This is a genomic window from Streptomyces sp. NBC_01314, from assembly GCF_041435215.1.
Taxonomy (GTDB): Bacteria; Actinomycetota; Actinomycetes; order Streptomycetales; family Streptomycetaceae; genus Streptomyces.
In genome coordinates this window covers 10,017,294-10,041,107 of sequence record NZ_CP108394.1, presented here as the reverse complement: position 1 = coordinate 10,041,107, position 23,814 = coordinate 10,017,294, and the positions used below count along the sequence as shown (strand labels likewise).

23 protein-coding genes are annotated in these 23,814 nt (G+C 72.6%); 10 read left to right on the top strand and 13 right to left on the bottom strand.

Translation table 11 applies throughout. The features are described 5' to 3' along the window. Window positions 1–602: 602 nt before the first annotated feature. The 3 genes from OG622_RS44160 to OG622_RS44150 are packed head-to-tail and all read right to left on the bottom strand — an operon-like array spanning window position 603 to window position 3,276. Window positions 603–2,003, bottom strand: a complete 1,401-nt coding sequence (locus OG622_RS44160) for an NtaA/DmoA family FMN-dependent monooxygenase (protein ID WP_371582613.1) — start codon at window positions 2,001–2,003, stop codon at window positions 603–605. Beyond that, on the bottom strand, window positions 2,000–3,106 hold the full coding sequence (locus OG622_RS44155) for an LLM class flavin-dependent oxidoreductase (RefSeq protein ID WP_371582611.1): 1,107 nt from the start codon (window positions 3,104–3,106) through the stop codon (window positions 2,000–2,002). Before OG622_RS44155 ends, OG622_RS44160 begins: the two co-directional genes overlap by 4 nt. A gap of 53 nt (window positions 3,107–3,159) precedes the next feature. Continuing rightward, on the bottom strand, window positions 3,160–3,276 hold the full coding sequence (locus OG622_RS44150) for a putative leader peptide (protein ID WP_371582610.1): 117 nt from the start codon (window positions 3,274–3,276) through the stop codon (window positions 3,160–3,162). A 358-nt stretch (window positions 3,277–3,634) separates the two neighbouring features. On the opposite strand from OG622_RS44150, the gene OG622_RS44145 reads away from it, so the two are divergent. From OG622_RS44145 to OG622_RS44125, 5 genes are all read left to right on the top strand, one after another. Further along, window positions 3,635–4,834 (top strand): MFS transporter, encoded by a 1,200-nt coding sequence (locus OG622_RS44145; RefSeq protein ID WP_371582608.1) that lies wholly within the window; start codon window positions 3,635–3,637, stop codon window positions 4,832–4,834. Between the two features lie 179 nt (window positions 4,835–5,013). Next, window positions 5,014–5,205, top strand: coding sequence for a putative ATP-grasp-modified RiPP (gene tgmA, locus OG622_RS44140; protein WP_013005676.1), 192 nt, complete (start codon window positions 5,014–5,016; stop codon window positions 5,203–5,205). A 16-nt stretch (window positions 5,206–5,221) separates the two neighbouring features. Continuing rightward, on the top strand, window positions 5,222–6,205 hold the full coding sequence (gene tgmB, locus OG622_RS44135) for an ATP-grasp ribosomal peptide maturase (protein WP_371582607.1): 984 nt from the start codon (window positions 5,222–5,224) through the stop codon (window positions 6,203–6,205). Between the two features lie 88 nt (window positions 6,206–6,293). Next, the gene (locus tag OG622_RS44130) at window positions 6,294–7,034 is read left to right on the top strand and encodes a maleylpyruvate isomerase family mycothiol-dependent enzyme (protein ID WP_371582605.1); all 741 of its coding nucleotides are present in this window, start codon (window positions 6,294–6,296) and stop codon (window positions 7,032–7,034) included. A gap of 63 nt (window positions 7,035–7,097) precedes the next feature. Further along, a complete protein-coding gene (locus tag OG622_RS44125; RefSeq protein WP_371582603.1) occupies window positions 7,098–7,421 on the top strand; it encodes a DUF6332 family protein in 324 nt (107 codons plus the stop codon). Here the strand turns inward: OG622_RS44125 and OG622_RS44120 are convergent. The 3 genes from OG622_RS44120 to OG622_RS44110 all read right to left on the bottom strand — a co-directional run bounded on the left by OG622_RS44120 (window position 7,382) and on the right by OG622_RS44110 (window position 10,114). Beyond that, window positions 7,382–8,047, bottom strand: coding sequence for a response regulator (locus tag OG622_RS44120; RefSeq protein ID WP_371582601.1), 666 nt, complete (start codon window positions 8,045–8,047; stop codon window positions 7,382–7,384). The two genes, OG622_RS44125 and OG622_RS44120, sit on opposite strands and share 40 nt — an antisense overlap. After that, window positions 8,044–9,303 (bottom strand): sensor histidine kinase, encoded by a 1,260-nt coding sequence (locus tag OG622_RS44115; RefSeq protein WP_371582600.1) that lies wholly within the window; start codon window positions 9,301–9,303, stop codon window positions 8,044–8,046. Before OG622_RS44115 ends, OG622_RS44120 begins: the two co-directional genes overlap by 4 nt. Window positions 9,304–9,400: 97 nt before the next feature. After that, window positions 9,401–10,114, bottom strand: a complete 714-nt coding sequence (locus OG622_RS44110; RefSeq protein ID WP_371582598.1) for a TetR/AcrR family transcriptional regulator — start codon at window positions 10,112–10,114, stop codon at window positions 9,401–9,403. 185 nt (window positions 10,115–10,299) lie between these two features. Between OG622_RS44110 and OG622_RS44105 the strand changes: the two genes are divergently transcribed. After that, entirely contained in the window at window positions 10,300–10,764 is a 465-nt protein-coding gene (locus OG622_RS44105) for a nitroreductase family deazaflavin-dependent oxidoreductase (RefSeq protein WP_371582597.1), read from the top strand. A 151-nt stretch (window positions 10,765–10,915) separates the two neighbouring features. Here the strand turns inward: OG622_RS44105 and OG622_RS44100 are convergent, their stop codons facing one another. After that, window positions 10,916–12,121 carry a geranylgeranyl reductase family protein gene (locus OG622_RS44100; RefSeq protein WP_371582595.1) on the bottom strand — a complete coding sequence of 402 codons (1,206 nt, stop codon included), beginning with the start codon at window positions 12,119–12,121 and terminating at the stop codon, window positions 10,916–10,918. 182 nt (window positions 12,122–12,303) lie between these two features. Here OG622_RS44100 and OG622_RS44095 point away from each other — a divergent pair, with 182 nt between their 5' ends. After that, on the top strand, window positions 12,304–13,659 hold the full coding sequence (locus tag OG622_RS44095; protein ID WP_371582593.1) for a dipeptidase: 1,356 nt from the start codon (window positions 12,304–12,306) through the stop codon (window positions 13,657–13,659). A 118-nt stretch (window positions 13,660–13,777) separates the two neighbouring features. Here OG622_RS44095 and OG622_RS44090 read toward each other — a convergent pair whose 3' ends face one another. The 3 genes from OG622_RS44090 to OG622_RS44080 all read right to left on the bottom strand — a co-directional run bounded on the left by OG622_RS44090 (window position 13,778) and on the right by OG622_RS44080 (window position 16,252). Next, window positions 13,778–14,815 (bottom strand): NUDIX domain-containing protein, encoded by a 1,038-nt coding sequence (locus OG622_RS44090; protein WP_371582592.1) that lies wholly within the window; start codon window positions 14,813–14,815, stop codon window positions 13,778–13,780. Between the two features lie 169 nt (window positions 14,816–14,984). After that, on the bottom strand, window positions 14,985–15,221 hold the full coding sequence (locus OG622_RS44085) for a hypothetical protein (protein WP_371582590.1): 237 nt from the start codon (window positions 15,219–15,221) through the stop codon (window positions 14,985–14,987). 74 nt (window positions 15,222–15,295) lie between these two features. Then, window positions 15,296–16,252 (bottom strand): ROK family protein, encoded by a 957-nt coding sequence (locus OG622_RS44080; protein ID WP_371582588.1) that lies wholly within the window; start codon window positions 16,250–16,252, stop codon window positions 15,296–15,298. Window positions 16,253–16,504: 252 nt separating this feature from the next. On the opposite strand from OG622_RS44080, the gene OG622_RS44075 reads away from it, so the two are divergent. Together OG622_RS44075 and OG622_RS44070 are read left to right on the top strand one after the other, a co-directional pair. Beyond that, complete coding sequence (locus tag OG622_RS44075; RefSeq protein WP_371582586.1) at window positions 16,505–17,554, top strand: LacI family DNA-binding transcriptional regulator; 1,050 nt, start codon at window positions 16,505–16,507, stop codon at window positions 17,552–17,554. Between the two features lie 3 nt (window positions 17,555–17,557). After that, window positions 17,558–18,325, top strand: a complete 768-nt coding sequence (locus tag OG622_RS44070; protein WP_371582584.1) for a hypothetical protein — start codon at window positions 17,558–17,560, stop codon at window positions 18,323–18,325. A 47-nt stretch (window positions 18,326–18,372) separates the two neighbouring features. On the opposite strand, the gene OG622_RS44065 is transcribed toward OG622_RS44070, so the two are convergent. Both OG622_RS44065 and OG622_RS44060 read right to left on the bottom strand, forming a co-directional pair. After that, a complete protein-coding gene (locus OG622_RS44065) occupies window positions 18,373–20,262 on the bottom strand; it encodes a protein kinase (protein WP_371582583.1) in 1,890 nt (629 codons plus the stop codon). 124 nt (window positions 20,263–20,386) lie between these two features. Next, window positions 20,387–21,694 (bottom strand): aldolase/citrate lyase family protein, encoded by a 1,308-nt coding sequence (locus OG622_RS44060; RefSeq protein ID WP_371582581.1) that lies wholly within the window; start codon window positions 21,692–21,694, stop codon window positions 20,387–20,389. 191 nt (window positions 21,695–21,885) lie between these two features. Between OG622_RS44060 and OG622_RS44055 the strand changes: the two genes are divergently transcribed. Then, window positions 21,886–22,791 (top strand): endonuclease/exonuclease/phosphatase family protein, encoded by a 906-nt coding sequence (locus OG622_RS44055; protein WP_371582578.1) that lies wholly within the window; start codon window positions 21,886–21,888, stop codon window positions 22,789–22,791. A gap of 57 nt (window positions 22,792–22,848) precedes the next feature. On the opposite strand, the gene OG622_RS44050 is transcribed toward OG622_RS44055, so the two are convergent. After that, window positions 22,849–23,811, bottom strand: coding sequence for an electron transfer flavoprotein subunit alpha/FixB family protein (locus OG622_RS44050; RefSeq protein ID WP_371582577.1), 963 nt, complete (start codon window positions 23,809–23,811; stop codon window positions 22,849–22,851). Window positions 23,812–23,814 lie beyond the last annotated feature (3 nt).

Here is a 23,814-nt window from a genome sequence, read left to right as displayed (position 1 = left end):
ACTCGCCGACACCTCAGGCCGGCCGCGCGTACGGCGCCGGGAATTGACGGGCATTCGACACGATGCCGCCGCGTCTCGGCGAAAACGGTGCGGAATGCCGGGTTCGATTGGACATCACGCAGGTGGTGCCGATGAGCGCCCTTGATGACGGGGCGGCTTTTCACACGTACAGGGCCTGACCCGCGTATTCACACGGGGTTGCCGGATAGCGATATCGACGAATTCTCCATGCCCGACCAGCGAGTTGCCCGGACAGCGAGAATTCCGTCGAGGGCGGTCACGAGAAAATCGACGCGGCCGGTCACGGACCGTGACGCCCCCGAGGTGGACGCGGAGCGGATTCTGGTCCGGCACGGTGAAAAAGGCGGCACCGGTCGCCCGGACCGTCCGGTGTCGCACGGCCACGGAGGTCGGATCCCGGGGCCGTCCTGTGGGGTGAGGACGACTCGGGGACTCCGGCCGGTCCGTCGACCCGGTCCCGGCCCACACGGGCGCGTCGTGCGCCTTGAGAGCGTGCACGTACCTGGGGCTGTCACGGCGAACGGGCGGCGGCCCACCCCGGTCGGGGTGGGCCGTCGCCACGGAAGAAGAACGGCGGTGGGTCAGCCGGCTCGCCGGCCGTCCGTCGTGGAGCGGTGGGTGAGAGGTTCACGCAGGCCCAGGTGCTCGCGCAGCGTCGTGCCCGTGTACTCGGTGCGGTAGACGCCGCGTTCCTGCAGTTCGGGGACGAGCAGGTCGACGATGTCGTCGAGGCCGTCGGGGATCAGGTACGGCGTGACGTTGAAGCCGTCGACCGCGCCGTGGCGCACCCAGTGGGTGAACCTGTCGGCGAGGCCCGCCGGAGTACCGACGTGGCCGCGCTGCGGACCCAGGGCGATGACGGTCTCGCGCAGCGACCAGCCTCCCGCCTCGGCCTTCTCCCGCCATTCGGCGACCACCGTGTACGGGTCGGCGATACGCCGGGCGCCGAAGGAGCCGTCGTTCTCGGCGACGACCGGGTCCTCCTTCGGCAGCGGCCCGTCGGCGTCCCGGTCGGACAGGTCACGGTTCCACAGGAGCCCGGCGATGCCCAACGCCGTGGCGGGGGTGACCTGTTGGAGGCGGATCCAGCGCTTCTTCTCCAGGGCCTCCTCCTCGGTGGCCCCGATGATGATCTCCGTACCGGGGAGGATGCGCAGGTCGTCCTCGGGCCGGCCGGCGGACAGCAGACGGCGCCGGACGTCGTCGGCGAAGGCCAGCGCGTCGTCGAAGTCGCTGCCGTGCGCGGAGAAGATGACGTCGGCGTTGCGGGCGGCGAATTCCCGGCCCTCACCCGAGTCGCCGGCCTGGAAGATCACCGGGTGACCCTGGGCGGAGCGCGGCAGGGTCGGCGCTAGGTCGACGTCGAACTGCGCTCCCCGGTGCCGGACCCGGCGGACGGCTCCGGGTGCCGCCCAGGTGGAGGCGCCCGGGGAGCCGGAGGCGGCGCCGTCCTTCCAGCCGTCCCAGAGGGCGCGGGCCACGGTGAGGAACTCCTCGGCGCGCGTGTACCGGTCGGCGTGGTCGAGGTAGCCGCCGCGGCGGAAGTTCTCCCCGGTCCAGGCGTTGTCGGTGGTCACCACGTTCCAGCCGGCGCGGCCCTCGGAGAGCAGATCGAGGCCGGACAGGCGGCGGGCGAGGTCGGGGGCCTCGTTGAACGTGGTGTTGGAGGTGGAGACCAGGCCGATCCGGTCGGTGACGGCGGCCAGGGCGGCGAGCTGGGTGATGGCGTCGGGCCGTCCGGCGACGTCGAGATCGTGGATCCTGCCGTCGACCTCGCGCAGCCGCAGCCCCTCCCCGAGGAAGAACGCGTCGAACAGGCCCCGTTCGGCGGTCCGGGCCACCTTCCGGAAGCTGGCGGGGTCGATCTGGCTGCCGCTCGCCGGGTCGGACCAGATGGTCCAGTGGTTGACGCCCTGGAAAAAGACCCCGAGGTGCAGCTGTGCGTCGGGCCGGGGGACGTCGAGGGGATCGGTACGGGTCATCGGGTCACCTCCCCGGCCGGGACCGCCGCGGTGGCGTAGCGGTTGGCGGGCCGCTCCAGGCCCAGGTGGGTGCGCAGGGTAGCGCCGGCCGACGGACGGACCGCGTGCCGCCGTTCGAAGAGATGCGGCAGCACGAGCCGGGACAGCTCCGGAAGGTCCTCGTCCAGCACCAGCGGATGCAGCCGTACGCCGTCCACGACTCCCCGCAGCCGCTCCAGCAGCGCGGCGAGTCCGGCGGCGGAGCCGACATGGCGCAACCGTCCGCGATCGGTCCACGGAGCATGCTGTTCGAGGTCGGCGACGCGTTCCTCGGCCGTGGCGTGTGCCGTGTCGAGGGCGACCTCGATCTCGGCGAAGACCCGGGGCGTCCCGGCACCGGCGGCGGCCGTGGCGACGGCGGCGAGGCCGCGGCCCGCGACGAGGGCGACGTCGAGCTGCTCGGCGGGTACGAGGTCGGGGTGGCCGAGCACGACGACCTGCCCCTGCGGGGGACGCGGCACGATCGCGGGGCCCTTCACCGTGAAGGTGTCGCCGGTGAAGTCGACGTAGTGCAGCCGGTCGCGGTCGAGATACCGGCTGGTGGCCACGGAACGGACGACCGCGTCGTCCTCCCACGAGTCCCACAGCGCGCGCACCGCCGCGACGCCGTCACGGGATTCGCTTGCTCGGGCGGCGGCCCCTTCGACGAGGGGGCGTCCCCAGGCACGTGCCGCCTCGGGTTGCGTCTCCTCACCGACCACCCACCCGGCGCGCCCGACGGAGATGTGGTCGAGGGACGCCAACTGGCTGGAGACATGGAACGGTTCGGCGTAGGTGAGGGGGACGACCGGCGCGACACCGGCGACGCTCGTCGACGCGGCGATGAAGGCGGCCCGCTCCACCGCGCCGATCCTGCCGACCGTGTCGGGCACCGAACCGGGCGGGAGTACGCCGTCGTCCAGGGTGAGCAGGGTGAACCCGGCGTTCTCCGCGGCGGCGGCGACACGCGCCACCCGGCGCGGGGTCAGCAGATGGTCGGGGGAGTGGGCGGCGCGGCGCCAGGCCGCGGGATGGGCGCCGTCGCCGTCGAGCTCGACGGCGAGGCGCAGGGCGGGGCCGGACATGGGGTTCCTTCCGAGGGCACGACGAGACGGCCGGCCCGAGGGGCCGACAGGGGTCAGACGCGTGCGGAAGGACAGACGGCGGAGGCGGTACGGCAGTAGTCCACATGCCGCCGGGTGATCAGCCACGTACCCGCGCCGGCACCGTGCGGTGCCGCGTCACGTACGCGCATCAGGGCCTCCACCCGTCCAGTGCTTGTCGCTTCAACCTACGTCGTACGCCCTGGAAGGTGTCAAGCACATTAGTTGTACGCGCATGTGAAACAGGCGCACGCGATGGGCCGCGCGCGACCGTCCGCACGACATCCGCCGTCGCCTCGTCGGCCTTGCCACTGGGACAGCCCTCCAACGGCCGCCGAAAGCCCGGTTCGCCGCACTCGCCGTCCGCGACACCATCACGTGTCGCCACCCCACGACCACCACTCGGTTCGAGGCGGCCCCGCCTCCGCCCGAAGACCCTTGCCCCGGCCACCGACCCCCACCTAGCCTCGCTTTGTGCCGCGAATAAACAAAACCCGAACGCACAACGCCGTGCCGGGCCACGACAACGACCCCGACGACCTCCGAGCCGACCTCCGCACCCTCCGCATCGCGATCACCGCCTTCTTCGCCCTCGACGGCTTCGTCTTCGCCGGCTGGGTGGTCAGGATCCCCGCCGTCAAGGAACAGACCGGTGCGGCGCCCGGCGCACTGGGGCTGGCGCTGCTGGGCGTGTCCGCCGGAGCGGTGATCACGATGGTCCTCACCGGCCGGCTCTGCCGCCGCTTCGGCAGCCACCCGGTGACGGTCGCCTGCGCCGTCCTGCTGTCGCTCAGCGTGGCGCTGCCCCCGCTCACCCACTCGGCGCTCGCACTGGGCGCGGTACTGCTGGTCTTCGGCGCGGCTTTCGGCGGGATGAACGTCGCCTTCAACAGCGCGGCCGTGGACCTGGTGGCCGCGCTGGGCCGGCCCGTCATGCCCAGTTTCCACGCCGCTTTCAGCCTCGGCGGCATGCTCGGTGCGGGGCTCGGCGGCCTGGTCGCGGGCTCCCTGTCCCCCACGCGCCATCTGCTCGGCATCACCGTGATCGGCCTGCTGGTGACCGCCGTAGCCGCACCCGCCCTGCTGCGCCACGAGCCTCCGGTACCACCGGACCTCACCTCCGGGCGGGGCCCCCGGGCGACGGATCCCCGCCGCCTCGACGGCCGTACGCGCGGCCTGGTGGTCGTCCTCGGCCTGATCGCCGGGTGCACGGCGTACGGCGAGGGGGCGCTGGCCGACTGGGGCGCCCTGCACCTGGAGGCGGACCTGGACACCTCGCCCGGTGTCGCGGCGATCGGTTACTCGTGTTTCGCACTCGCCATGACCGTCGGCCGGCTCACGGGGACGACCCTGCTCGAACACCTGGGCAGGACCACGGTGCTCGTGGCCGGTGGCGCGACCGCGACGGCCGGCATGCTGCTCGGCTCCCTCGCCCCCTCCGTGTGGGCGACCCTGCTCGGCTTCGCGGTCACCGGTCTGGGCCTCGCCAACATCTTCCCCGTCGCCATCGAACGCGCCGGCGCGCTGGCCGGGCCCAGCGGGGTGGCCACCGCCTCCACCCTCGGCTATCTCGGCATGCTCCTCGGCCCGCCCGCGATCGGATTCATGGCCGAATGGTTCTCCCTGCCCACCGCGCTCACGAGCGTCGCGGTACTCGCCGCGTTCGCCTCCGCCATCGCGTTCACCACCCGCCACTCGGCCGCCAAATGACCACTCACCGTTGCCCCGTGACACCTCGCGGTGCATGAAGTCAGCCCTTCGAGAACGTGAGGCAACCATTCAGTCGTTCGATTCGTATAACTCCCTGGAGACACCGCGACCCGGCCGAACAGAGGGCGGCCGGAGCGTCACCATCCGCTTTTCCGGATGGTCCCGAACAAGGAGAAACGATGCGACTGTTCGTGCTCAACTATGCTCGCGCCGCTGAGCAGTTGGAGTTCAGCGCTCCGTACACCTACGACTCCGGGCTGCAGTTGAACGTGCTCGCCGACGGGCGGATAGCGGCGCATGACCAGGGTCTTATGAGGGAATTGGGGGCGACGACGTCCACTGCGGGATCGAAGACCCATTTCGACGACTGAACACGGACCGGCGACGATGACGGTGTTGATCCTCACCTGCGAACAGGATGTGACGGCGGACCTGGTGGTGGCGCAGCTCAACAGGACCGGCGTACCGGTGGTCCGGCTCGACCCCGCCGACCTGCCCGGCGCGGTGGCGCTCTCCGGCGAGTACGTGCACGGCTCCTTCCGCGGGCATCTGTCCGCCGGCGGCCGCCTGGTGAGCATGAGCACGCTGCGGTCCATCTGGCTGCGCCGGCCCGGCGTTCCGGCGGCCGGGGTCGCCGAGCCGTCCCCCTGGCTGACCGAGGAGTCCTCGCAGGCCCTGTACGGCATGCTGCGCGGCACGGGGGCCCGCTGGATGAACGACCCGGACGCGGCCCGCCGGGCCCGGCACAAGCCGTGGCAGCTCCGGCACGCCCAGCGCTGCGGGCTCCCGGTACCGGCCACGCTGATCACCACGTTCCCGCAGGCCGCCCGTGACTTCGCCGAGCGCTTCCCGGACCTGGTGGTGAAGCCGGTCTCCGGGACCCATCCACAGGAGCCCGCCCGGACGGTCCCCACCAGCCGCATCGCGCCCGGCACCGACTTCACCGCCGTCGCGTTCGGCCCGACGCTGCTGCAGCGCCGGATCGCCAAGACCGCCGACATCCGGCTCACCGTCGTCGGTGACCGCATGATGGCCGCCCGCAAGGTGGTCCCCCCGGACGCGCACCCCGACGAGGTGGACGTCCGCTTCGCCCCCTCCACCACGCCCTGGCAGCCGGTGGACGTCCCGGCACGCACCGCCACGGCCGTGCGCGCCTACCTCCGCGACGCCGAACTCTCCTACGGGGCCTTCGACTTCGCTGAGGACGGGGACGGGATCTGGTGGTTCCTGGAGTGCAACCAGTCCGGCCAGTTCGGGTTCGTGGAGATGGACACCGGCCAGCCGATCGCCCACAGCGTCGCCGAGTGGCTCGCCCACGAGGAACCGGGGGCGGGAACGCGCCGCGACGGCCGGATCCGGGCGACACCCTGACGCCCCCGACCACCCACCGGTGAACCGAAGCGCCCGCCCCGGCTCGGGGCGGGCGCTTCGAGCACGCTTCATCCGGCAGACTCGTCCCATGGAGACCGCCGAGCACATCAGAGCCCTGGACGAGGAAGGCCGACTGCTTGCCACGGCCGCCCGGAAGGCCGGTACGGACGCCGAGGTGCCGACGTGCCCCGAGTGGCGGGTCCGGGACCTGGTACGGCACACGGGAGCCGTGCACCGCTGGGCCACGGCATTCCTCGCCGAGGGCCGTTCCTCGCCCCACCCCCTCGAAAGTGGCCCGGATCTGGACGGTGACCCCCTGCTGACCTGGTTCGAGACCGGACACCGGCGCCTCGTCGACACCCTGCGCACCACCCCCGCCGACGTCGACTGCTGGAGCTTCCTGCCCGCCCCCTCCCCGCTGGCCTTCTGGGCGCGCCGCCAGGCCCACGAGACGTCCGTGCACCGTGCCGACGCGGAGTCCGCGCTCGGCGGCGAACTCGGCGAGCCCTCCGTGGACTTCGCCGTCGACGGCATCGACGAACTGCTGCTCGGCTTCCACGCCCGCGGCAGGAGCCGGGTGCGCACCGGGACACCAGGTGTCCTGCGGGTACGGGCGACCGACACGGACGCCGCCTGGACCGTACGGCTGTCGTCGGAGCCGCCCGTGGCGGAACGCGCGGAAGCGTCGACGGCGGGTGCCGCCGACTGCGAGATCGCGGGCCCGGCGCCCCGGCTGTACCTGTCCCTGTGGAACCGGCTTCCTCTCCCCGCCGTCACGGGCGACTCCTCACTCGCGGAACTGTGGCGGCAGGCCTCGGGCGTCGGCTGAACCGGGCGCGGCGGGTGCGCCAACCGCCTTGTCGGGCGGGCCCGCCGCCCCCACACTCGGCTCATGGGGAGACGAACGCAGGCCGATCGGGACGCGATGACCACGGAGATCGGTTTCGCTCTCTTCGCGGGGGCGGTCCTGGCGGGCGCGGCCTACTTCGGTGTGACCGAGTTCCTGCCGAACCTGTTCGGCTCCCTGCGCGGCCGGCGGAGCCTGCTCGGCCCCCTCGCGCTCACCGCGACCGTGGTGGTGTTCGTCGCGGTCGTCACGGTCGTGCTGACCCGCTTCCGGCGCGCCACACGGCCTCCCGCACGGGCCCCCGCGGAGCCCGGTGGGCCGGGCCCCGCTCAGCCCAGCCAGCCCGGCCGCACCAACCCCGACTCGTAGGCCAGGACGACGAGTTGGGCGCGGTCGCGGGCGCCCAGCTTCACCATCGTGCGGCTTACATGCGTCTTGGCGGTCAGCGGGCTGACGACGAGACGGCGGGCGATCTCGTCGTTGGTCAGTCCGATACCGACGAGGGCCATCACCTCCCGTTCCCGCTCGGTGAGTCCGGCTAGGGAGGCGACTTCCACCGGTTCCTTGGAGCGGGACGCGAACTCGGCGATCAGCCGCCGGGTCACCCCCGGCGAGAGCAACGCGTCGCCCTCCACCACCGCCCTTACCGCGCGCACGAGTTCCTCCGGCTCGGTGTCCTTGACGAGAAAACCCGACGCGCCTGAGCGGATGGCCTCGAAGACGTACTCGTCCAGCTCGAAGGTGGTCAGCATGACGACCCTGACCTGTGCGAGGCCCCCGTCGTCGGTGATGCGCCGGGTCGCGGCGAGGCCGTCCAGCAGGGGCATACGGATGTCCATCAGGACGACATCGGGGCGGAGTTCGCGCACCCTGCGGAGCGCCTCCTCCCCGTCGGCCGCCTCCCCGGCCACCTCGATGTCGGGCTGCGCGTCGAGCAGCGCCCTGAACCCCGCCCTCACCAGCGCCTGGTCGTCGGCCAGCAGTACGCGGATCACCGGTCCTCCTCGACCTCGCGGGGCGCCCGTACCGGCAGTACGGCGAGCACCCCGAACCCCCCGTCGGCGCGCGGCCCCGCCTCGATCGTGCCACCGAGCGCGGCGGCCCGCTCCCGCATTCCGACGAGCCCGTTGCCGCCGCCCACGTCGGTGCCGGTCGCGGGCCCGTCGTCGTCGATCCGCAGCCGCAGCTCACGGCCGTCGTGATCGAGCTCCACGCGCACATGCCGCGCCCCCGAGTGCCGTACGACGTTGGTGAGTGCCTCCTGGACGATGCGGAACGCGGCGAGATCGGTGCCCGGCGGCAGCTTCGGCGTCTCGCCCTCGACCTCGACGGTCAGGCCCGCGCCCGCCGCCTGCTCCACGAGCTCGGGGAGGCGGTCGAGGCCGGGGGCCGGGGTGCGCGGGGCGTCGCCGGGCGTCCGGAGGGTGTCGAGGACCTGACGGACCTCGCCCAGGGCCTCCTTGCCGGCGGCCTTGATGGTGATGAGCGCGGTGCGCGCCTGTTCCGGGTCGGAGTCGAGGAGCGCCAGGCCCACACCCGCCTGGACGTTGATCACCGAGATGCTGTGCGCGAGGACGTCGTGCAGTTCACGGGCGATCCGCAGCCGTTCCTCGTCGGCCCGCCGCCGGGCGGCCTGCGCGCGCTCGGCCCGCTCCCGGGCCCACTGCTCGCGCCGTGTCCGGGCCAGCTCCGAGAGCGCGACGATCGCCACGCCCCAGGTCACGACGACGGTCTCCTGCCCCCAGCCCGCTGCGTCGTCCCCGCCGGGCGGCAGCCACCGGAACAGCCAGTGCGCCACCAGCACATGCCCCACCCACAGCGCCCCCATCGCCGTCCAGGCGGCCTTGCGGTGCCCGGCGACGATCGCGCTGAAGCAGCCGATGGCGACGGTGAGGAACACCGGCCCGTACGGATATCCGGCGCCCAGATACACCATGGCGGTCGCGACCGTCCCGAAGGCGACGAGCACCGGCCGCCGCCACCGCCACAGCAACAGGGCGGCGCCCACGAGCAGCAGGACGCGCGCGAAGAGGTCGAGCTCGGCGCGGTCGTCCTTCCGCAACTCGGCGGCCGCGTTCGAGCCGACCAGGACGAAGACGGTGAACGCCACGGTGGAACGCCACGGCCAGCGAGGGCGCGTCTCGTCGCCGTCAGGCCGGTTCCACCACGGGGGCCCGCCCCCGTGCCATCGCCGCCACGGCGGCCCGCCCCACGCCGGGGGGCCACCCGCCTCCGCACCCTGCTCTGCCATACCTGTCACGCTAGACGCCGCTCACCGGGCACGACGCCCCCGAGCGAGGTGACCGCCCCTACTCCCGGCGAAGTACACCCCGCCGGGCCCGGGGACGTCAGCGCGCCGCCTCCTCGGACTGCGGGAACACCAGACCGACGTGGTGGGCGAGTTGGCCCGCCGCATGCCGGAAGAACACCGCACGGTCCTCGACCACCCGGTTGAACTGCCCGAACACCTCGAAGCTGACCAGGCCGAACAGCTGCGCCCATGCCCCGACCAGCACCGCGACCATCTCCGGCGGCAGATCGGGCGCGAAGTGCTCGGCCATCCGCCGCGCCTCGGGCCGCACCTCGGCGGGCAGCTTCCACTGGGCCACGCCCTTGTCCTGGTAGGCATCACGCACGATCCGGATCAGCAACCGCCCGGCCCGGGACGCGGCCGGCAGGGTCGTGTCGGGCGCGGCGTACCCGGGCACGGGCGAGCCGTAGATCAACGCGTACTCGTGCGGTCGCGCCAGCGCCCACTCCCGCACCCCTTCGCACACCGCGACCCACTGCCCCGCCGGGCTCTCACCGGCGGACTTCGCGTGCGCGGCCTCGGCGGCCTCGCCCAGGGAGTCGTAGGCGTCGATGATCAGCGCGGTCAGCAGCTCGTCGCGGCTCGGGAAGTAGCGGTACAGCGCGGAGGAGACCATGCCGAGCTCGCGCGCCACAGCTCGCAGCGACAGCTTGGCGGCGCCCTCGGCGGCTAGCTGTCTGCGCGCCTCGTCCTTGATGGCGGCGGTGACCTCGATCCTGGCGCGGGCACGGGCCCCACGTGCTGTGCTCATGCGAGGAGTGTGCCACAAGGGCAGAGCACTGCACACATTCCGGATCGCTGCTCTCTTATCAGAGCGGCCATCACAAACAAGAGCGGCGCTCTTGCTTTGGAGCACCGATCGCGTGCACACTGCTCTCAAGCGAGAGCAGTGCTCTCCAAAGCGCTCGGAGAGCCGCTCCACAACGGGAGGACCCCATGCCGTCGTCGCCCCACTCGTCGCCCCACTACATCAAGTCCAACCCCTTCGACCGCGCACTGAACGGCTTCATCGGCTGGCTCGCCCGACACGGCGTCAGCCTCCTCGGCACGGCCGAGCTCTCCGTGCGCGGCCGCAAGAGCGGTGAGTGGCGTCGGCTGCCGGTCAACCCGTTGCCGTACGAGGGCGGCCCCTACCTCGTCTCGGCACGCGGCCACTCCGAGTGGGTGCGCAACATGCGGGCGGCGGGCGGCGGGCGGCTCCAGGTGGGCCGCCGGGTCCAGGAGTTCACGGCGGTCGAACTGTCCGACGAGGAGAAGCCCGTCGTTCTGCGCACCTACCTCAAGAAGTGGGGCTGGGAGGTGGGCCGGTTCTTCGGCGACGTCAGCGCCGACTCCACCGACGAGGAGCTGCTCGCCGCCGCGCCGAAGCACCCCGTCTTCCGGATCACCGTCGAACGGTGACCGGGCGGGGTGCCGGCGGATGCCCGGGTCGTCCGATCCGGCGGATTCCGGACCGCCTCGTCGGACCGGCCCCCGGGCCTGCTCGTCGGACCGGCCCCGGGCCTGCTCGTCGGACCGGCCCCGGGCCTGCTGGTCGAACCGGCCCCCGGGCCTACTTGTCGAACGCGGTCAGCGCGCGCTGGGCGATCGGGTGGTTACGGACGATCTCGCCCAGGGAGGTCGACCCGCGCGTGATGTCGACGAAGGCCCGCCAGGCGGGCCGGAACCCGGTGAGCGCCGCGTGGAAGAGCCCCGGCCGCCGCTCGAAGGCGACCAGCAGCCGCTTGCCGACGCTCATCTCGACGCCGAGCCCCGCCTTCACGGCGAACGCGTAGTTGAGGGCCTGGCGGCGGGTGTCCACCGCGTCGTGCGCCTCGGCGATCCGTACCGCCCACTCCCCCGCGAGCCGCCCCGACCGCAGCGCGAAGGAGATGCCCTCCCGCGTCCACGGCTCCAGCAGCCCCGCCGCGTCCCCGCACACCAGCACCCGCCCCCGTGAGAGCGGCGAGTCGTCGGCACGGCAACGCGTCAAGTGCCCCGAGGAGACGCTCGGTTCGAAGCCGGCGAGGCCGAGCCGCCCGATGAAGTCCTCCAGGTACCGCTTGGTGGCGGCGCCTTCGCCGCGCGCGGAGATCACGCCGACGGTCAGTGTGTCGCCCTTGGGGAAGACCCACCCGTAACTGCCGGGCATCGGGCCCCAGTCGATGAGCACCCGCCCCTTCCAGTCCTCGGCGACGGTCTCCGGAACGGGGATCTCCGCCTCCAGACCGAGGTCGACCTGTTCGAGCTTCACCCCGACATGCGCCCCGATGCGGCTGGCGCTGCCGTCCGCCCCGACCACGGCCCGCGCGAACAGCGTCTCGCCGCCCTGCAGGACGACGGCGACCGTCCGCCGGTCCGGTACGGCCGAGCCGTGCTGCTCGACCCGGGTGACCGTGACGCCCGTACGCAGTTCGGCGCCCGCCTTCTGCGCGTGCTCGACGAGTTGCTGGTCGAACTCGGGCCGGTTGATCAGGCCGAACAGCATCTGCTTGGACTTGCGCGTCCGGGCGTAACGGCCGTCGAGGGAGAAGGTGATCGCGTGCACCCGGTCCTTGAGGGGCAGTTCGAAACCGGGCGGCAGCGAGTCGCGCGAGGGGCCGATGATGCCGCCGCCGCACGTCTTGTACCGCGGCAGCTCCGCCTTCTCCAGCATCAGGACGCTGCGTCCCGCGACCGCCGCCGCGTAGGCGGCCGAAGCCCCTGCGGGGCCCGCGCCCACCACGACGACGTCCCACACCCGCTGCACGGCGTCCGCCGAAGAGTTCTCGCTGCTCACGATGGTCTACTGCTCCCGATCCAGCCGCCTGCCGCACCTGTCCCACGCATCCTACGGCGGCTGACGCGAAGGACCGCTGTGGGAGGATCGGCAGCACGTGCGCCCTACACCGACACTCCGGGCAAGCGCGTACGCAGCCACTCACCCAGAAGGACAACGTCGCACCCACAAGGAGCGTGCCCATGCCGTCGAAACCGGTCGCCGAGACCGTCGCCTCCCTGATTCCACGGGCGAAGCAGGAGCTCGCCGAACTGGTGGCCTTCAGGTCGGTGGCGGACTTCGACCAGTTCCCGAGGAGCGAGAGCGAGGGCGCCGCGAACTGGGTCGCCGACGCGCTGCGCGCCGAGGGCTTCCAGGACGTGGCCCTGCTCGACACCCCCGACGGCACCCAGTCCGTGTACGGCTGTCTGCCGGGGCCCGAGGGCGCGAAGACCGTCCTGCTCTACGCGCACTACGACGTGCAGCCGCCGCTGGACGAGGCCGCCTGGGTGTCGCCGCCGTTCGAGCTGACCGAGCGCGACGGCCGTTGGTACGGGCGCGGTGCCGCCGACTGCAAGGGCGGCGTGATCATGCACCTGCTCGCGCTGCGGGCGCTGAAGGCCGACGGCGGGGTGCCCGTCACCATCAAGGTGATAGCCGAGGGCTCCGAGGAGATGGGCACCGGCGGCCTCCAGCGGTACGCCGAGGCCCACCCCGAACTGCTCGCCGCCGACACCGTCGTCATCGGCGACGCGGGCAACTTCCGCGTCGGCCTGCCGACGGTCACCACCTCCCTGCGCGGCATGATCCTCATGCGCGTGCGGATCGACACCCTCGAAGGCAACCTGCATTCGGGCCAGTTCGGCGGCGCGGCCCCCGACGCGCTGGCCGCGCTGATCCGCGTCCTCGACTCGCTGCGCGCCGAGGACGGCACGACGACCGTCGACGGCCTCGCGAGCGACGGGGCGTGGGACGGCCTGCGGTACACCGACGCGCAGTTCCGCAAGGACGCCAAGGTGCTCGACGGCGTGGAGCTGGTGGGCGCCGACACGGTCGCCGACCGCATCTGGGCGCGCCCCGCCGCCACCGTGCTCGGCATCGACGCCCCGCCCGTGGTCGGCGCGACCCCGTCGATCCAGGCGAGCGCCCGCGCCCTGATCGGCCTGCGCGTCCCGCCGGGCGTCGACGTCCAGCACGCGATCAAGCTGCTCGAGACGCACCTGGTGGCGCACACCCCGTGGGGCGCCCGGGTGAGCTGCGAACCGATCGGCCACGGTCAGGCGTTCCGCGCCGACACCACCAGCCCGGCGTACGAGGCGATGGCCTCGGCCATGGCCGTCGCCTACCCGGGACAGGAGATGCAGTACGCGGGCCACGGAGGCTCCATCCCCCTCTGCAACGCCCTGGCCTCCCTCTACCCCGACGCCGAGATCCTCCTCATTGGCCTCAGCGAACCCGAGGCGCAGATCCACGCGGTCAACGAGAGCGTGTCCCCGGAGGAGCTGGAGCGCATGTCGGTGACGGAGGCCCTGTTCCTGCGGAACTACGCGGCGAACTGAGCGAACAAGGCAACGCCGGTGCAGTGCCGCGCCCTTCAGGGGCGCGGAGAACTGCGCGAGCGACCACACATCACCCGCGGCCGCCCCACGACCTGTCCGAAACGGCGGCGGCGAACCCTCACACCGGCACCCCGGCCTCCAAGTACAGCGCGGCGCCCCGCTCCCGCGCCCGCAGAGCCCACCGCAGCCGCTCGTACCGGACCGGCGGCAGCAGATCCGCGGCCTCTTCCTCGGTCACGAACCGCCAGCCTCGCAACTCGGGCCCGGGCAGCACGGGCCGCTGCCCACCGCTGACATCGAGTCGGCCTCCGTCGAACAGCAGGCGCAGTCCGCCGTACCCGGGCGGCCGAGGCGCCTCCCAGTCCACCACCAGCAGCCGGGGCACGTCGGCCAGCCGTATCCCAATCTCCTCGTGAACCTCGCGCACCCCCGCCCGGGCCGGCGCCTCCCCGGCCTCCACGACCCCGCCGGGGAACTCCCAGCCGGCCTTGTAGGTCGGATCGACCAGCAGAAGCCGGTCGTCCTCGTCGAACAGGAGAACCCCCGCGGCGACCGTCTCGGCGGTCGGCTCGGGGGTCTGCACGATGTCGCACACGGGTACGTCGTCGATGGCCACGGCGTCGGCGATGCGCCGCGCGGCCTCGTACGGGGTGAGGGCGCCGGTGTCGACGAGGTGGGCATCGGCGGTGAGCCAGCCGCCGAGGGCGGCGCGATAGGGCGTGATGTGGTCGTACGCCCATTGACGCATCCGCATCTCGCCGTCGGGGAGGTCGGGAGGTATCTCCCGCCCGGCTATTCGCTCCCGCAGTATCGTTTCGGCCGGGGCCAGGAGCAGATGCCGTACGGGTATGCGGCGGGAGGCGAGGCCGCCGAAGATCTCGTCGCGGTACTCCTGGCGGAGCAGGGTCATGGGGACCACGAGGGTGCCGCCCAGCTCGGCGAGCAGGGCGGCGGCGGTGTCGACCACGAGCCGTCGCCAGCTCGGCAGGTCCTGGAAGTCGCCGACCTCGGCGAGGCGTTTGGCCGGCAGCAGGTGCGTCAGTGCGCCGCCGATGACCTCGGGGTCGAAGAGCGTGCTGTTCGGGATCAGTTCGATCAGTTCCCGTGCGGTGGTCGTCTTCCCCGCACCGAACGCACCGTTGATCCAGACGATCACGGTTCCCCCTCTTCTGTTGACCCCCTGAGCCTTGCCCTCCACTCCGCCACGGAAACCAGCCGCTGCCGAGGAGCCGAAATACGACGGCGGGTCCCCCACCGAGTGGGGGACCCGCCACCTGCGACGCGAGGGAAGGCGGACGGAGAATCCGCCGCCCTCTACAAGGCCGTCAGCCTTCCTTGCCGCCCTTGCCCTTCCGGCCCCCCAGGGCGTCCTCGTCGACCGCCAGGCTTTCACTGGAGACCGTCTTGCCGACCTTGCCGAGCGTGCCCTCGACGTCCAGTTTGCTGAGGCCGTCCGTCTTCCCGAGCGCGTCCGAGGCGTCGAGACCGTGCGACGGCGTGATGGCCGCGACGACGAAACCGGTGGCGAGGGAGGCGATGGCGAGCATGCTGCGCTTCTTCATGCCCAGCTCAACTGCGGAACGCCCCGAGGGGTCACGGCCGACTTTCGGAGCCCCGGCGTCCGGCACGGTCGTGCCTATCCCACCCCCGCCGTCCGCATGCTCGGCCGGGCCGCCAGCGCCGCCGCGGCGGCGCCCACCAGGCCCGCGTCCGTGCCCATCACGGCGGGGGCGATGGTGAGGTGCTGGACGAAGGACAGGGTGGCGTAGTCCTTGAGGGCGGTGCGGAGGGGGGCGAAGAGGACGTCGCCTGCGTTCGCGACACCGCCGCCGATGACAGCGATGTCGATCTCGACGAGGGTGGCGGTGGCGGCGATCCCCGCGGCCAGGGCCTGCGCGGCGCGCTCGAAGGAGGCCACGGCGATCGGGTCACCGGCCCGCGCGGCGGCGGCGACCGCCGCGGCCGAGGTGTCACCGCCGGGGCCGGGCCGCCAGCCGTTCTCCAGGGCGCGGCGAGCCAGGTTGGGGCCGCTCGCGATGCGCTCGACACAGCCGCGGGCACCGCAGGGGCAGGCGTCGCCGTCGAGGTCCACGCTGATGTGACCGATGTGGCCGGCGTTCCCGGTAGGGCCCGCGTGCAGCCTTCCGCCGAGGACGAGGCCACCGCCGACGCCCGTCGACACGACCATGCACAGCGCGTTGTCATGGCCGCGCGCCGCGCCCTGCCAGTGCTCGGCCGCTGTTATGGCCACACCGTCGCCGATCAGCTCGACGGGCAGCCCGCCGGTCGCCGCCCGGACCCGCTCGACGAGGGGGAAGCCGCGCCAGCCGGGGACGTTCACCGGGCTCACCGTGCCGGCCGAGGCGTCCACCGGGCCCGCGCTGCCGATCCCGACCGCAGTGGCCCCGCCCCACAATGGCGCGGCTGTCAGCTCGCCGAGCACCTCTTCCACGGCCCGCATGACGGTGTCGCCGTCCTCCTGCGCGGGTGTCGGGCGCTGCGCGCGCACCAGGATCCGGCCGTGGCCGTCCACCAGCGCCCCGGCGATCTTGGTGCCGCCGATGTCGAGCGCGGCCACGAGGTCGGTCTGCATCAGTGTCAGTTCTCCCGCTGCGAGTCTCCTACCGGGCGCCCGAACAGAGCGGCGCCCGGATCTCCGGCCGGAAACTGGCAGCACGACGCTCGCCTGGTGGGGGGCGCCGGCCAGAGAATGCGATAGACAGTCTCTCCCGGCCGTGACAACGTTGTCCAGGCTCTATGCTCGACGGCACATCCTCAACAGCCACACAATTCCGACACGGCACCACCGGCCACACCCTTGGACGACAGGACAGGACAGCGCATAGTGCCCGAGACCGCCAACGGCATCGCCCGCCGCCCCGAGAACCGCTACGGCAACCGTCCCACGATGAAGGACGTCGCGGCCCGGGCCGGGGTGGGTCTGAAGACGGTCTCCCGGGTGGTGAACGGCGAACCGGGTGTCACCCCGGACACCGAGCGCCGCGTCCAGGAGGCGATCGAGGCGCTCGGCTTCCGGCGCAATGACAGCGCGCGGGTGCTGCGCAAGGGCAGCACGGCCACCATCGGCCTGGTCCTGGAGGACCTCGCCGACCCGTTCTACGGTCCCCTCAGCCGGGCGGTGGAGGAGGTGTCCCGCGCCCACGGCTCGCTGCTGATCAACGGGTCCAGCGCGGAGGACCCGGACCGCGAGCAGGAGCTGGCGCTGGCGCTGTGCGCCCGCCGCGTCGACGGGCTCGTGATCATTCCGGCCGGTGACGACCACCGGTATCTGGAACCCGAGATCAGGGCGGGCGTCGCCACGGTGTTCGTGGACCGCCCGGCCGGGCGGATCGACGCCGACGTCGTGCTGTCGGACAACTTCGGCGGGGCCCGCGACGGCGTCGCCCACCTCGTCGCCCACGGCCACCGCCGCATCGGCTTCATCGGCGACATGCCCCGCATCCACACCGCCGCCGAGCGGCTGCGCGGTTACCGGGCGGCCATGGAGGACGCCGGCATCCAGGTCGAGGACGCGTGGATGTCCCTGGGCGTCACCGATCCCGAGCGGGTCCGCAGGGCGGCCGAGGAGATGCTGTCCGGCCCGTCGCCCGTCACGGCGGTCTTCGCGGGCAACAACCGGGTCACGGTGACGGCCGTGCGCGTCCTCGCCGAGCACACCCGTCCGGTCGCCGTCGTCGGCTTCGACGACTTCGAGCTGGCCGATCTGCTCCGGCCGGGCATCACGGTCGTCGCCCAGGACCCCGCCCGGCTGGGCCGCACCGCCGCCGAACGTCTCTTCCAGCAGCTGGACGGCTCCCTCGTCGCCCCGGAGCGCATCGAGCTGCCGACCCGGCTGATCGCCCGCGGCTCGGGCGAACTCCCGCCCGCGGACTGACCCTTGACAGCCTCCGATCCCCGTACGCTCGAAGCGCTCGGCCTCGCCGTGGCTCCGCGCGAGGACCCGCTGAGCTATCCGGGCGCGTGGCCCGCCGAGTCCGCGCTCTTGGACGGCAACCGGATGCTGCCGCTGGACACGCTCGTCTTCGAGGACCGGGTGCCCGTCCTCTCGGTCGGCTCCAACGCCTGCCCCGCGCAGCTCGTCCACAAGATGGCCGAGCGCGGTGTCGAGTGCCGGGTCCCCATGGTCAAGGCCAGGGTCACGGGCATCGGGATCGGTGTCTCCGCCCATGTCAGCCTGCTCGGCTATCTGTCCGCGTCGCCGTTCCGCTCCCCCGGCTCCACCAGCGAACTGTTCCTCACCTGGCTCGACGAGGCGCAGCTCGCCGTGGTCGACGCGAGCGAGGGCGTCGACTCACCGACCGGCAACTTCCAGCGGGCTGCCCTGCCCGCCGCAGACTTCCGTGTCGAGCTGGAGTCGGGCGACCTCCTCGACCACGCCTGGATCTACGTCAACCGGTGGGGCGTTCTGCGCGACGGCGGCCCCGGCCCGCGCGCCCACCCGGGCCGGCAGCGCCCGCTCATCGCCGAACTCCTCGCCTCGTCGGCCGAGTTGCGTGAACTGTTCGGCACCACCCCCGACGAGTTCTGCGCCCGGGCGCGCGGTGACCGGGGGCTGTGCCTGAGGGGCAGGGAGCTGTTCGCCGAGCAGAGGTGGACGACGGTGTCGGGTCTGGAGCAGTACGTACGGCCGCACCCCCGGGCGTAGATTCGCCGCGGCACGGCGGGGAGGGCCGCTGCCGGCGCGGCCCGGCCTCAGCAGACCGGGAGGCCGGGCACCGGGGCGTCGTTGTCGCCTCCCTGGATGTAGACGTCGCTGACGAAGACTCCGGTGTTGCCGCTGTCGTCGTCGGTCTTGGCCCACCACACGTTGGTCCACTCGCCGGAGGTCTCGCGGCGGCCCAGGTTCTGCTGGCAGTAGAAGTAGTTGGTGCCCTGGTTGAGGACGCCGACCTCGGTGCCGGCGGCGGTGTAGGACTTGGCGGTGGTCCAGACCGTGCAGTTGTACTTGCCGCCGCCGATCGAATGGCAGACCGGTTCCTCCTCGGTCGACCCTCCGGTCGTCCCGCCGGTCGTGCCCCCGCTCGTGCCCCCGCTCGTGGAGCCGCCGTCCGTGGTGTCCGAACCCCCTGAGCCGCCGCCGGTGGTGCCGCCGCTCGCGTTCTTCGACGGGGAGGCGGACGCCTCGGTCTCGTCCTCCTCGGCCTTCTCGCTCGGGCTCGGGGACTTCTTGCGGTCCTTCCCCTCCTCCTTCGCGTCGGAGTCGTCGGTGAGGTCGACCGTGCCTCTGCTGCGGCCCGGGGAGGGTGTGCCGCCGCTCGATCCGGTGGCCGAGGGACGGGCGCCCGTCTCCGCGTCGTCGTCCCCGGTGAGCAGCGCGACGGTGATGCCCGAGGCGGCGAGCACGACGGCGACGGCCACGGCGGCCAGGAGGGCGCGGCCCTTGCGGGGACGGCCGCTGTCGGTCGAGGACACGGTGGTGACGGGTCCCGAAGCGGGGACCGGTGCCTGCGGCGCGCCCGCGCCGGACCCGCCGACCTCCGAGGACGCCCCCGTGCCGGGTGCCGGGACCGGCTGCGGCGGCCCGAAGCCGGGGGTCGGGCCCGTCGAGCCGAACCCACCTCCCTCACCCGTCCCGCCGAATCCGGCGCCCGTCCCGTCGGCCGCCACGCCCGTCGTCGGCGGTCCGAAGCCCGGTGGCACCGACGGAACGCTCCGTTCGGTCTCCGCCCTCGGCCGAGGTGCCGGACCACCGCCGCCCTGCCCCTCGGTCGGGACGTCGGGCGTTCCCCCGGCGGCCACGGCCTCCAGCAGTTCACGGGCCCGGTCGGCGTCCGGGCGGTGCTCCGGGCGCTTGTCCATCAGCTGTCGCAGGACGGGTCCGAGCGGTCCGGCCCGCCGGGGTTCGGGCAGCGGGTCGGCCACGATCGCGGTGAGCGTCGACCAGGTCGACGTACGCCGGAACGGGGAGGCGCCCTCGACGGCCGCGTACAGGGTGGCGCCGAGTGCCCAGACGTCGGAGGCGGGGCCGGGGTCGTTGCCCTGGGCGCGTTCGGGGGCCAGGTAGTCGAGGGAGCCGACGAGTTCGCCGCTGCGGGTGAGGTGGGTGGCGGAGCCGTCGCCCGGGTCCTCCATCGTGGCGATGCCGAAGTCGGTGAGGACGACGCGGCCCGAGCGGTCCAGGAGGATGTTGCCGGGCTTGACGTCGCGGTGCAGTACGCCGACCCGGTGGGCGGCGGCGAGGGCGTCCATGACCTTGGCGCCGATGCCGGCCGCCTCGCGCGGGTCGAGTAGGCCCCGGTCGCGCAGGACGTCGTCGAGGGACGGTCCGTCGACCAGCTCCATGACGATCAGCGGGCGTCCGTCGATCTCGGCCACGTCGTGCACGGCGACGACTCCGGGGTGCCGGACGCGAGCGGCGGCCCGCGCCTCGCGCTGCATCCGCAGACCGAGGTCGGCCAGCTCGGGCGCGCCCGCGTCCGTGAAGGTGCGCAGCTCCTTGAGGGCGACCTCGCGGTGGAGCACCTCGTCCACGGCCCGCCAGACGACGCCCATGCCGCCGCGTCCGAGCTGCTCCACGACCCGGTACCGCCCGGCGAGAACCCGCCCGGCACCGTCCGTCTGTCCGTTCGCCCCCGAAGACACCCGCGCCTCGTTCCTGTGACACACCGACGAATGGCGTACAGCCTAAGCCGTGGGCGGGGGCGCCCCGGACCGGCGGCAACGGCTGTCACAGGACCGCTACTTGTCCGCCGTCCGGCCCACCCGCCTACTGGCCGGAGGAGATCGCCGGATCCGCCCGGCGGGGCGCCGCGAAGCCCTCCAGATCGGCGCGGGCCAGACCGGTCGCCCCGGACACCTCGTCGATGTCGAGGGCGCCGCAGTCGAGGCCCCGCAGGAGATAGCCACTGAGGGCCTTGGCCGTCGCGGGCTCGTCCATCACGTCGCCGCCGGCCCGGTTGGCGTAGCGGGAGAGACGGGCTGCGGCCTGTGCGTAGCCCTCGCGGTAGAAGGCGAAGACGGCCGCGTAGCGGGTGGGGATGTGGCCGGGGTGCATGTCCCAGCCCTGGTAGTAGGCGCGGGCGAGGGCGCGCCGGGTGAGGCCGTAGTGCAGTCGCCAGGCGTCGTGGACCTTCTGGGTCGGGCCGACCGGCAGGACGTTGGTGGAGCCGTCCGAGACGCGTACGCCGGTGCCGGCCGCGGCGACCTGCATGATCGCCTTGGCGTGGTCGGCGGCGGGGTGGTCGCTGGCCTGGTGGGCGGCGGAGACGCCGAGGCAGGCGCTGTAGTCGAAGGTGCCGTAGTGCAGGCCGGTCGCGCGGCCCTCGGAGGCGCCGATCATGCGGGCGACGGTGGCGGTGCCGTCGGCGGCGAGGATGGACTGGCTGGTCTCGATCTGGATCTCGAAGCCGATCCGGCCGGGCTCCAGACCACGCGCCTTCTCGAAGGCTTCGAGGAGCCGGACCATGGCGGTGACCTGCTCGGCGTACGTCACCTTGGGCAGGGTCAGGACGAGCCCGTCGGGCAGGCCGCCGGCCTCCAGCAGACCGGTGAGGAAGATGTCGAGGGTGCGGATGCCCCGGTCGCGGACCGGCGCCTCCATGCACTTCGTACGGATGCCCATGTACGGGGCCGCCGTGCCCTTGGCGTACGCCTCCGCGATCAGCCGGGCGGCGCGGGCGGCGGCCTCGTCCTCCTCCGCGTCCGGACGCGGCCCGTAGCCGTCCTCGAAGTCGACGCGGAGGTCTTCGATCGGCTCGCGCTCCAGCTTGGCGCGGACGCGGTCGTACACGGGCCCGGCGAGATCGTCGCCGAGGCCGAGGACGGCGGCGAAGGAGGCGGCGTCGGGCGCGTGCTCGTCGAGGGCGGCGAGGGCCCGGTCGCCCCAGGTGCGGAGGGTGTCGGCGGCGAAGACGTCACCGGGCACGTAGACGGTGTGCACGGGCTGGCGGGTGCCCGGGTCACCCGGATAGCGGCGCTCCAGCTCCGCGTCGACGGGGGCGAGGGAGGCGCTGATCTCCTCGCTGACGGCGCCCGCGAGACTCGTCGCCACGTTCTCCTGCCGGCCCTGCCCCATTCAACACCCTCCATTTTCCGCACTGCGGAATCAAAAATCCGTATATCGAAGCTAAGCGCCGATCTTCACCCCGGTCAATACTGTCTCGAAGTGGGATTGCCCATGCTTTCCCCCTGGTCACTGCTGACCCGCCCTCTTCTTCCGTATTCATCGGGCAAGGTTCATCCTGACCCCAAAGGGAGGAGATCGCGTTGCCGAAAGAGGTCGGAGTGACGCGCCGCCAAGGACTCAGGTCCGCGGCGGCCGCCGCCATCGCCGTGCCGCTGCTGACCACGGCGGGCTCGTCGCAGCCGGCGACCGCCGGTGAGTACGCGGGCGCCCTGAACGTCATGACGTTCAACGTGCGCTTCGCGACCGTCGTCGACAGGACACCACGCTGGGCCGTGCGCCGTCCGGTGATGCGGGAGCTGCTGCGCCGCGAGCGACCGCACGTCATCGGCACCCAGGAGGGGCTGTACCAGCAGCTGCGCATGATCGAGAGGGATCTCGGCGGGCACTACGACTGGATCGGCACGGGCCGAGGGGGCGGCAGCAAGGACGAGTTCATGGCGGTCTTCTACGACACCCGCAGACTCGACCCGATCGAGTTCGATCACTTCTGGCTGTCCGACACCCCGTACACGATCGCCTCCAACACCTGGGACGCGGACTGGCTACGCATGGTGACCTGGGTCAAGTTCGCCGATCTCGCCGACGGGGGGCGGGAGTTCTACGTTCTCAACACCCATCTGGACAGCGTCAGCCAGTACGCGCGGGAACGCTCCGCGGCGCTCATCGGCGAGACGATCGCCGGGTGGGACCGGTCTTTGCCGGTCATCGTCACCGGTGACTTCAACGCGGCCGCCCACGACAACCGGGTGTACGACCGGATGCTGGACCACGGGCTCGTGGACGCCTGGGACGCGGCGGCCTCGCGCAGCCCGGCGTACGGGACGTACCACGGTTACCGGGACCTCAAGCCCGACGGCCGGCGCATCGACTGGATCCTGACCTCGCCCGGCGTGACCACGCACTGGGCGGCGATGAACACCTTCTCGGTGGACGGGCTGTACCCGAGCGACCATCTGCCGGTGCAGGCCTCGGTGACCCTAGGATGAGCCGAGGCCCCCGTGACCGTTCGTGCGGTCGCGGGGGCCTCGGACGAGTCAGGAGGCTCAGCCCTTGCGGGTGTTGATCTCCTCGGTGAGCTGGGGGACGACGTCGAAGAGGTCGCCGACGACGCCGTAGTCGACGAGGTCGAAGATCGGAGCCTCGGCGTCCTTGTTGACGGCCACGATCGTCTTCGAGGTCTGCATGCCGGCGCGGTGCTGGATGGCGCCGGAGATGCCGTTGGCGATGTACAGCTGCGGCGAGACGGACTTGCCGGTCTGGCCGACCTGGTTGGTGTGCGGGTACCAGCCGGCGTCCACCGCGGCGCGGGAGGCGCCGACGGCCGCGCCGAGGGAGTCGGCGAGGGCCTCGATGATCGCGAAGTTCTCGGTGCCGTTGACGCCGCGGCCGCCGGAGACGACGATCGCGGCCTCGGTCAGCTCCGGACGCCCGGTGGACTGGCGGGGGGTGCGGCCGGTGACCTTGGTGCCGGTGGCCAGCGCGCCGAACGTCACGGCGAGCGCCTCGACCGTACCGGCGGCCGGGGCGGCCTCGACGGCGGCGGAGTTGGGCTTGACCGTGATGACCGGGGTGCCCTTGGAGACACGGGTCTTGGTGGTGAAGGAGGCGGCGAACACCGACTGGGTGGCCACCGGGCCCTCGTCGGAGGCTTCCAGGTCGATGGCGTCGGTGATGATGCCGGAGCCGATACGCACCGCGAGACGGGCGGCGATCTCCTTGCCCTCGGCGGAGGAGGGGACGAGTACGGCGGCCGGGGAGACGGCCTCGACGGCGGCCTGCAGCGCGTCGACCTTGGGTACGACGAGGTAGTCGGCGTACTCGGCGGCCTCGTGGGTGAGGACCTTCACCGCGCCGTGCTCGGCGAGGGCGGCGGCGGTGTCGGCGGCGCCGGCACCGAGCGCGACGGCGACGGGCTCGCCGATGCGGCGGGCCAGGGTCAGCAGCTCCAGGGTGGGCTTGCGGACGGCACCGTCCACGTGGTCGACGTAGACAAGAACTTCAGCCATGGG

Coding starts and splice junctions, on each gene's coding strand:
- OG622_RS44050 (WP_371582577.1), bottom strand. CDS start 23,811: ATGGCTGAAGTTCTTGTCTACGTCGACCACGTGGACGGTGCCGTCCGC.
- OG622_RS44130 (WP_371582605.1), top strand. CDS start 6,294: ATGGAGACCGCCGAGCACATCAGAGCCCTGGACGAGGAAGGCCGACTG.
- OG622_RS44110 (WP_371582598.1), bottom strand. CDS start 10,114: ATGAGCACAGCACGTGGGGCCCGTGCCCGCGCCAGGATCGAGGTCACC.
- OG622_RS44155 (WP_371582611.1), bottom strand. CDS start 3,106: ATGTCCGGCCCCGCCCTGCGCCTCGCCGTCGAGCTCGACGGCGACGGC.
- OG622_RS44080 (WP_371582588.1), bottom strand. CDS start 16,252: ATGCAGACCGACCTCGTGGCCGCGCTCGACATCGGCGGCACCAAGATC.
- OG622_RS44125 (WP_371582603.1), top strand. CDS start 7,098: ATGGGGAGACGAACGCAGGCCGATCGGGACGCGATGACCACGGAGATC.
- tgmA (WP_013005676.1), top strand. CDS start 5,014: ATGCGACTGTTCGTGCTCAACTATGCTCGCGCCGCTGAGCAGTTGGAG.
- OG622_RS44105 (WP_371582597.1), top strand. CDS start 10,300: ATGCCGTCGTCGCCCCACTCGTCGCCCCACTACATCAAGTCCAACCCC.
- OG622_RS44085 (WP_371582590.1), bottom strand. CDS start 15,221: ATGAAGAAGCGCAGCATGCTCGCCATCGCCTCCCTCGCCACCGGTTTC.
- OG622_RS44060 (WP_371582581.1), bottom strand. CDS start 21,694: ATGGGGCAGGGCCGGCAGGAGAACGTGGCGACGAGTCTCGCGGGCGCC.
- tgmB (WP_371582607.1), top strand. CDS start 5,222: ATGACGGTGTTGATCCTCACCTGCGAACAGGATGTGACGGCGGACCTG.
- OG622_RS44160 (WP_371582613.1), bottom strand. CDS start 2,003: ATGACCCGTACCGATCCCCTCGACGTCCCCCGGCCCGACGCACAGCTG.
- OG622_RS44115 (WP_371582600.1), bottom strand. CDS start 9,303: ATGGCAGAGCAGGGTGCGGAGGCGGGTGGCCCCCCGGCGTGGGGCGGG.
- OG622_RS44150 (WP_371582610.1), bottom strand. CDS start 3,276: ATGCGCGTACGTGACGCGGCACCGCACGGTGCCGGCGCGGGTACGTGG.
- OG622_RS44095 (WP_371582593.1), top strand. CDS start 12,304: ATGCCGTCGAAACCGGTCGCCGAGACCGTCGCCTCCCTGATTCCACGG.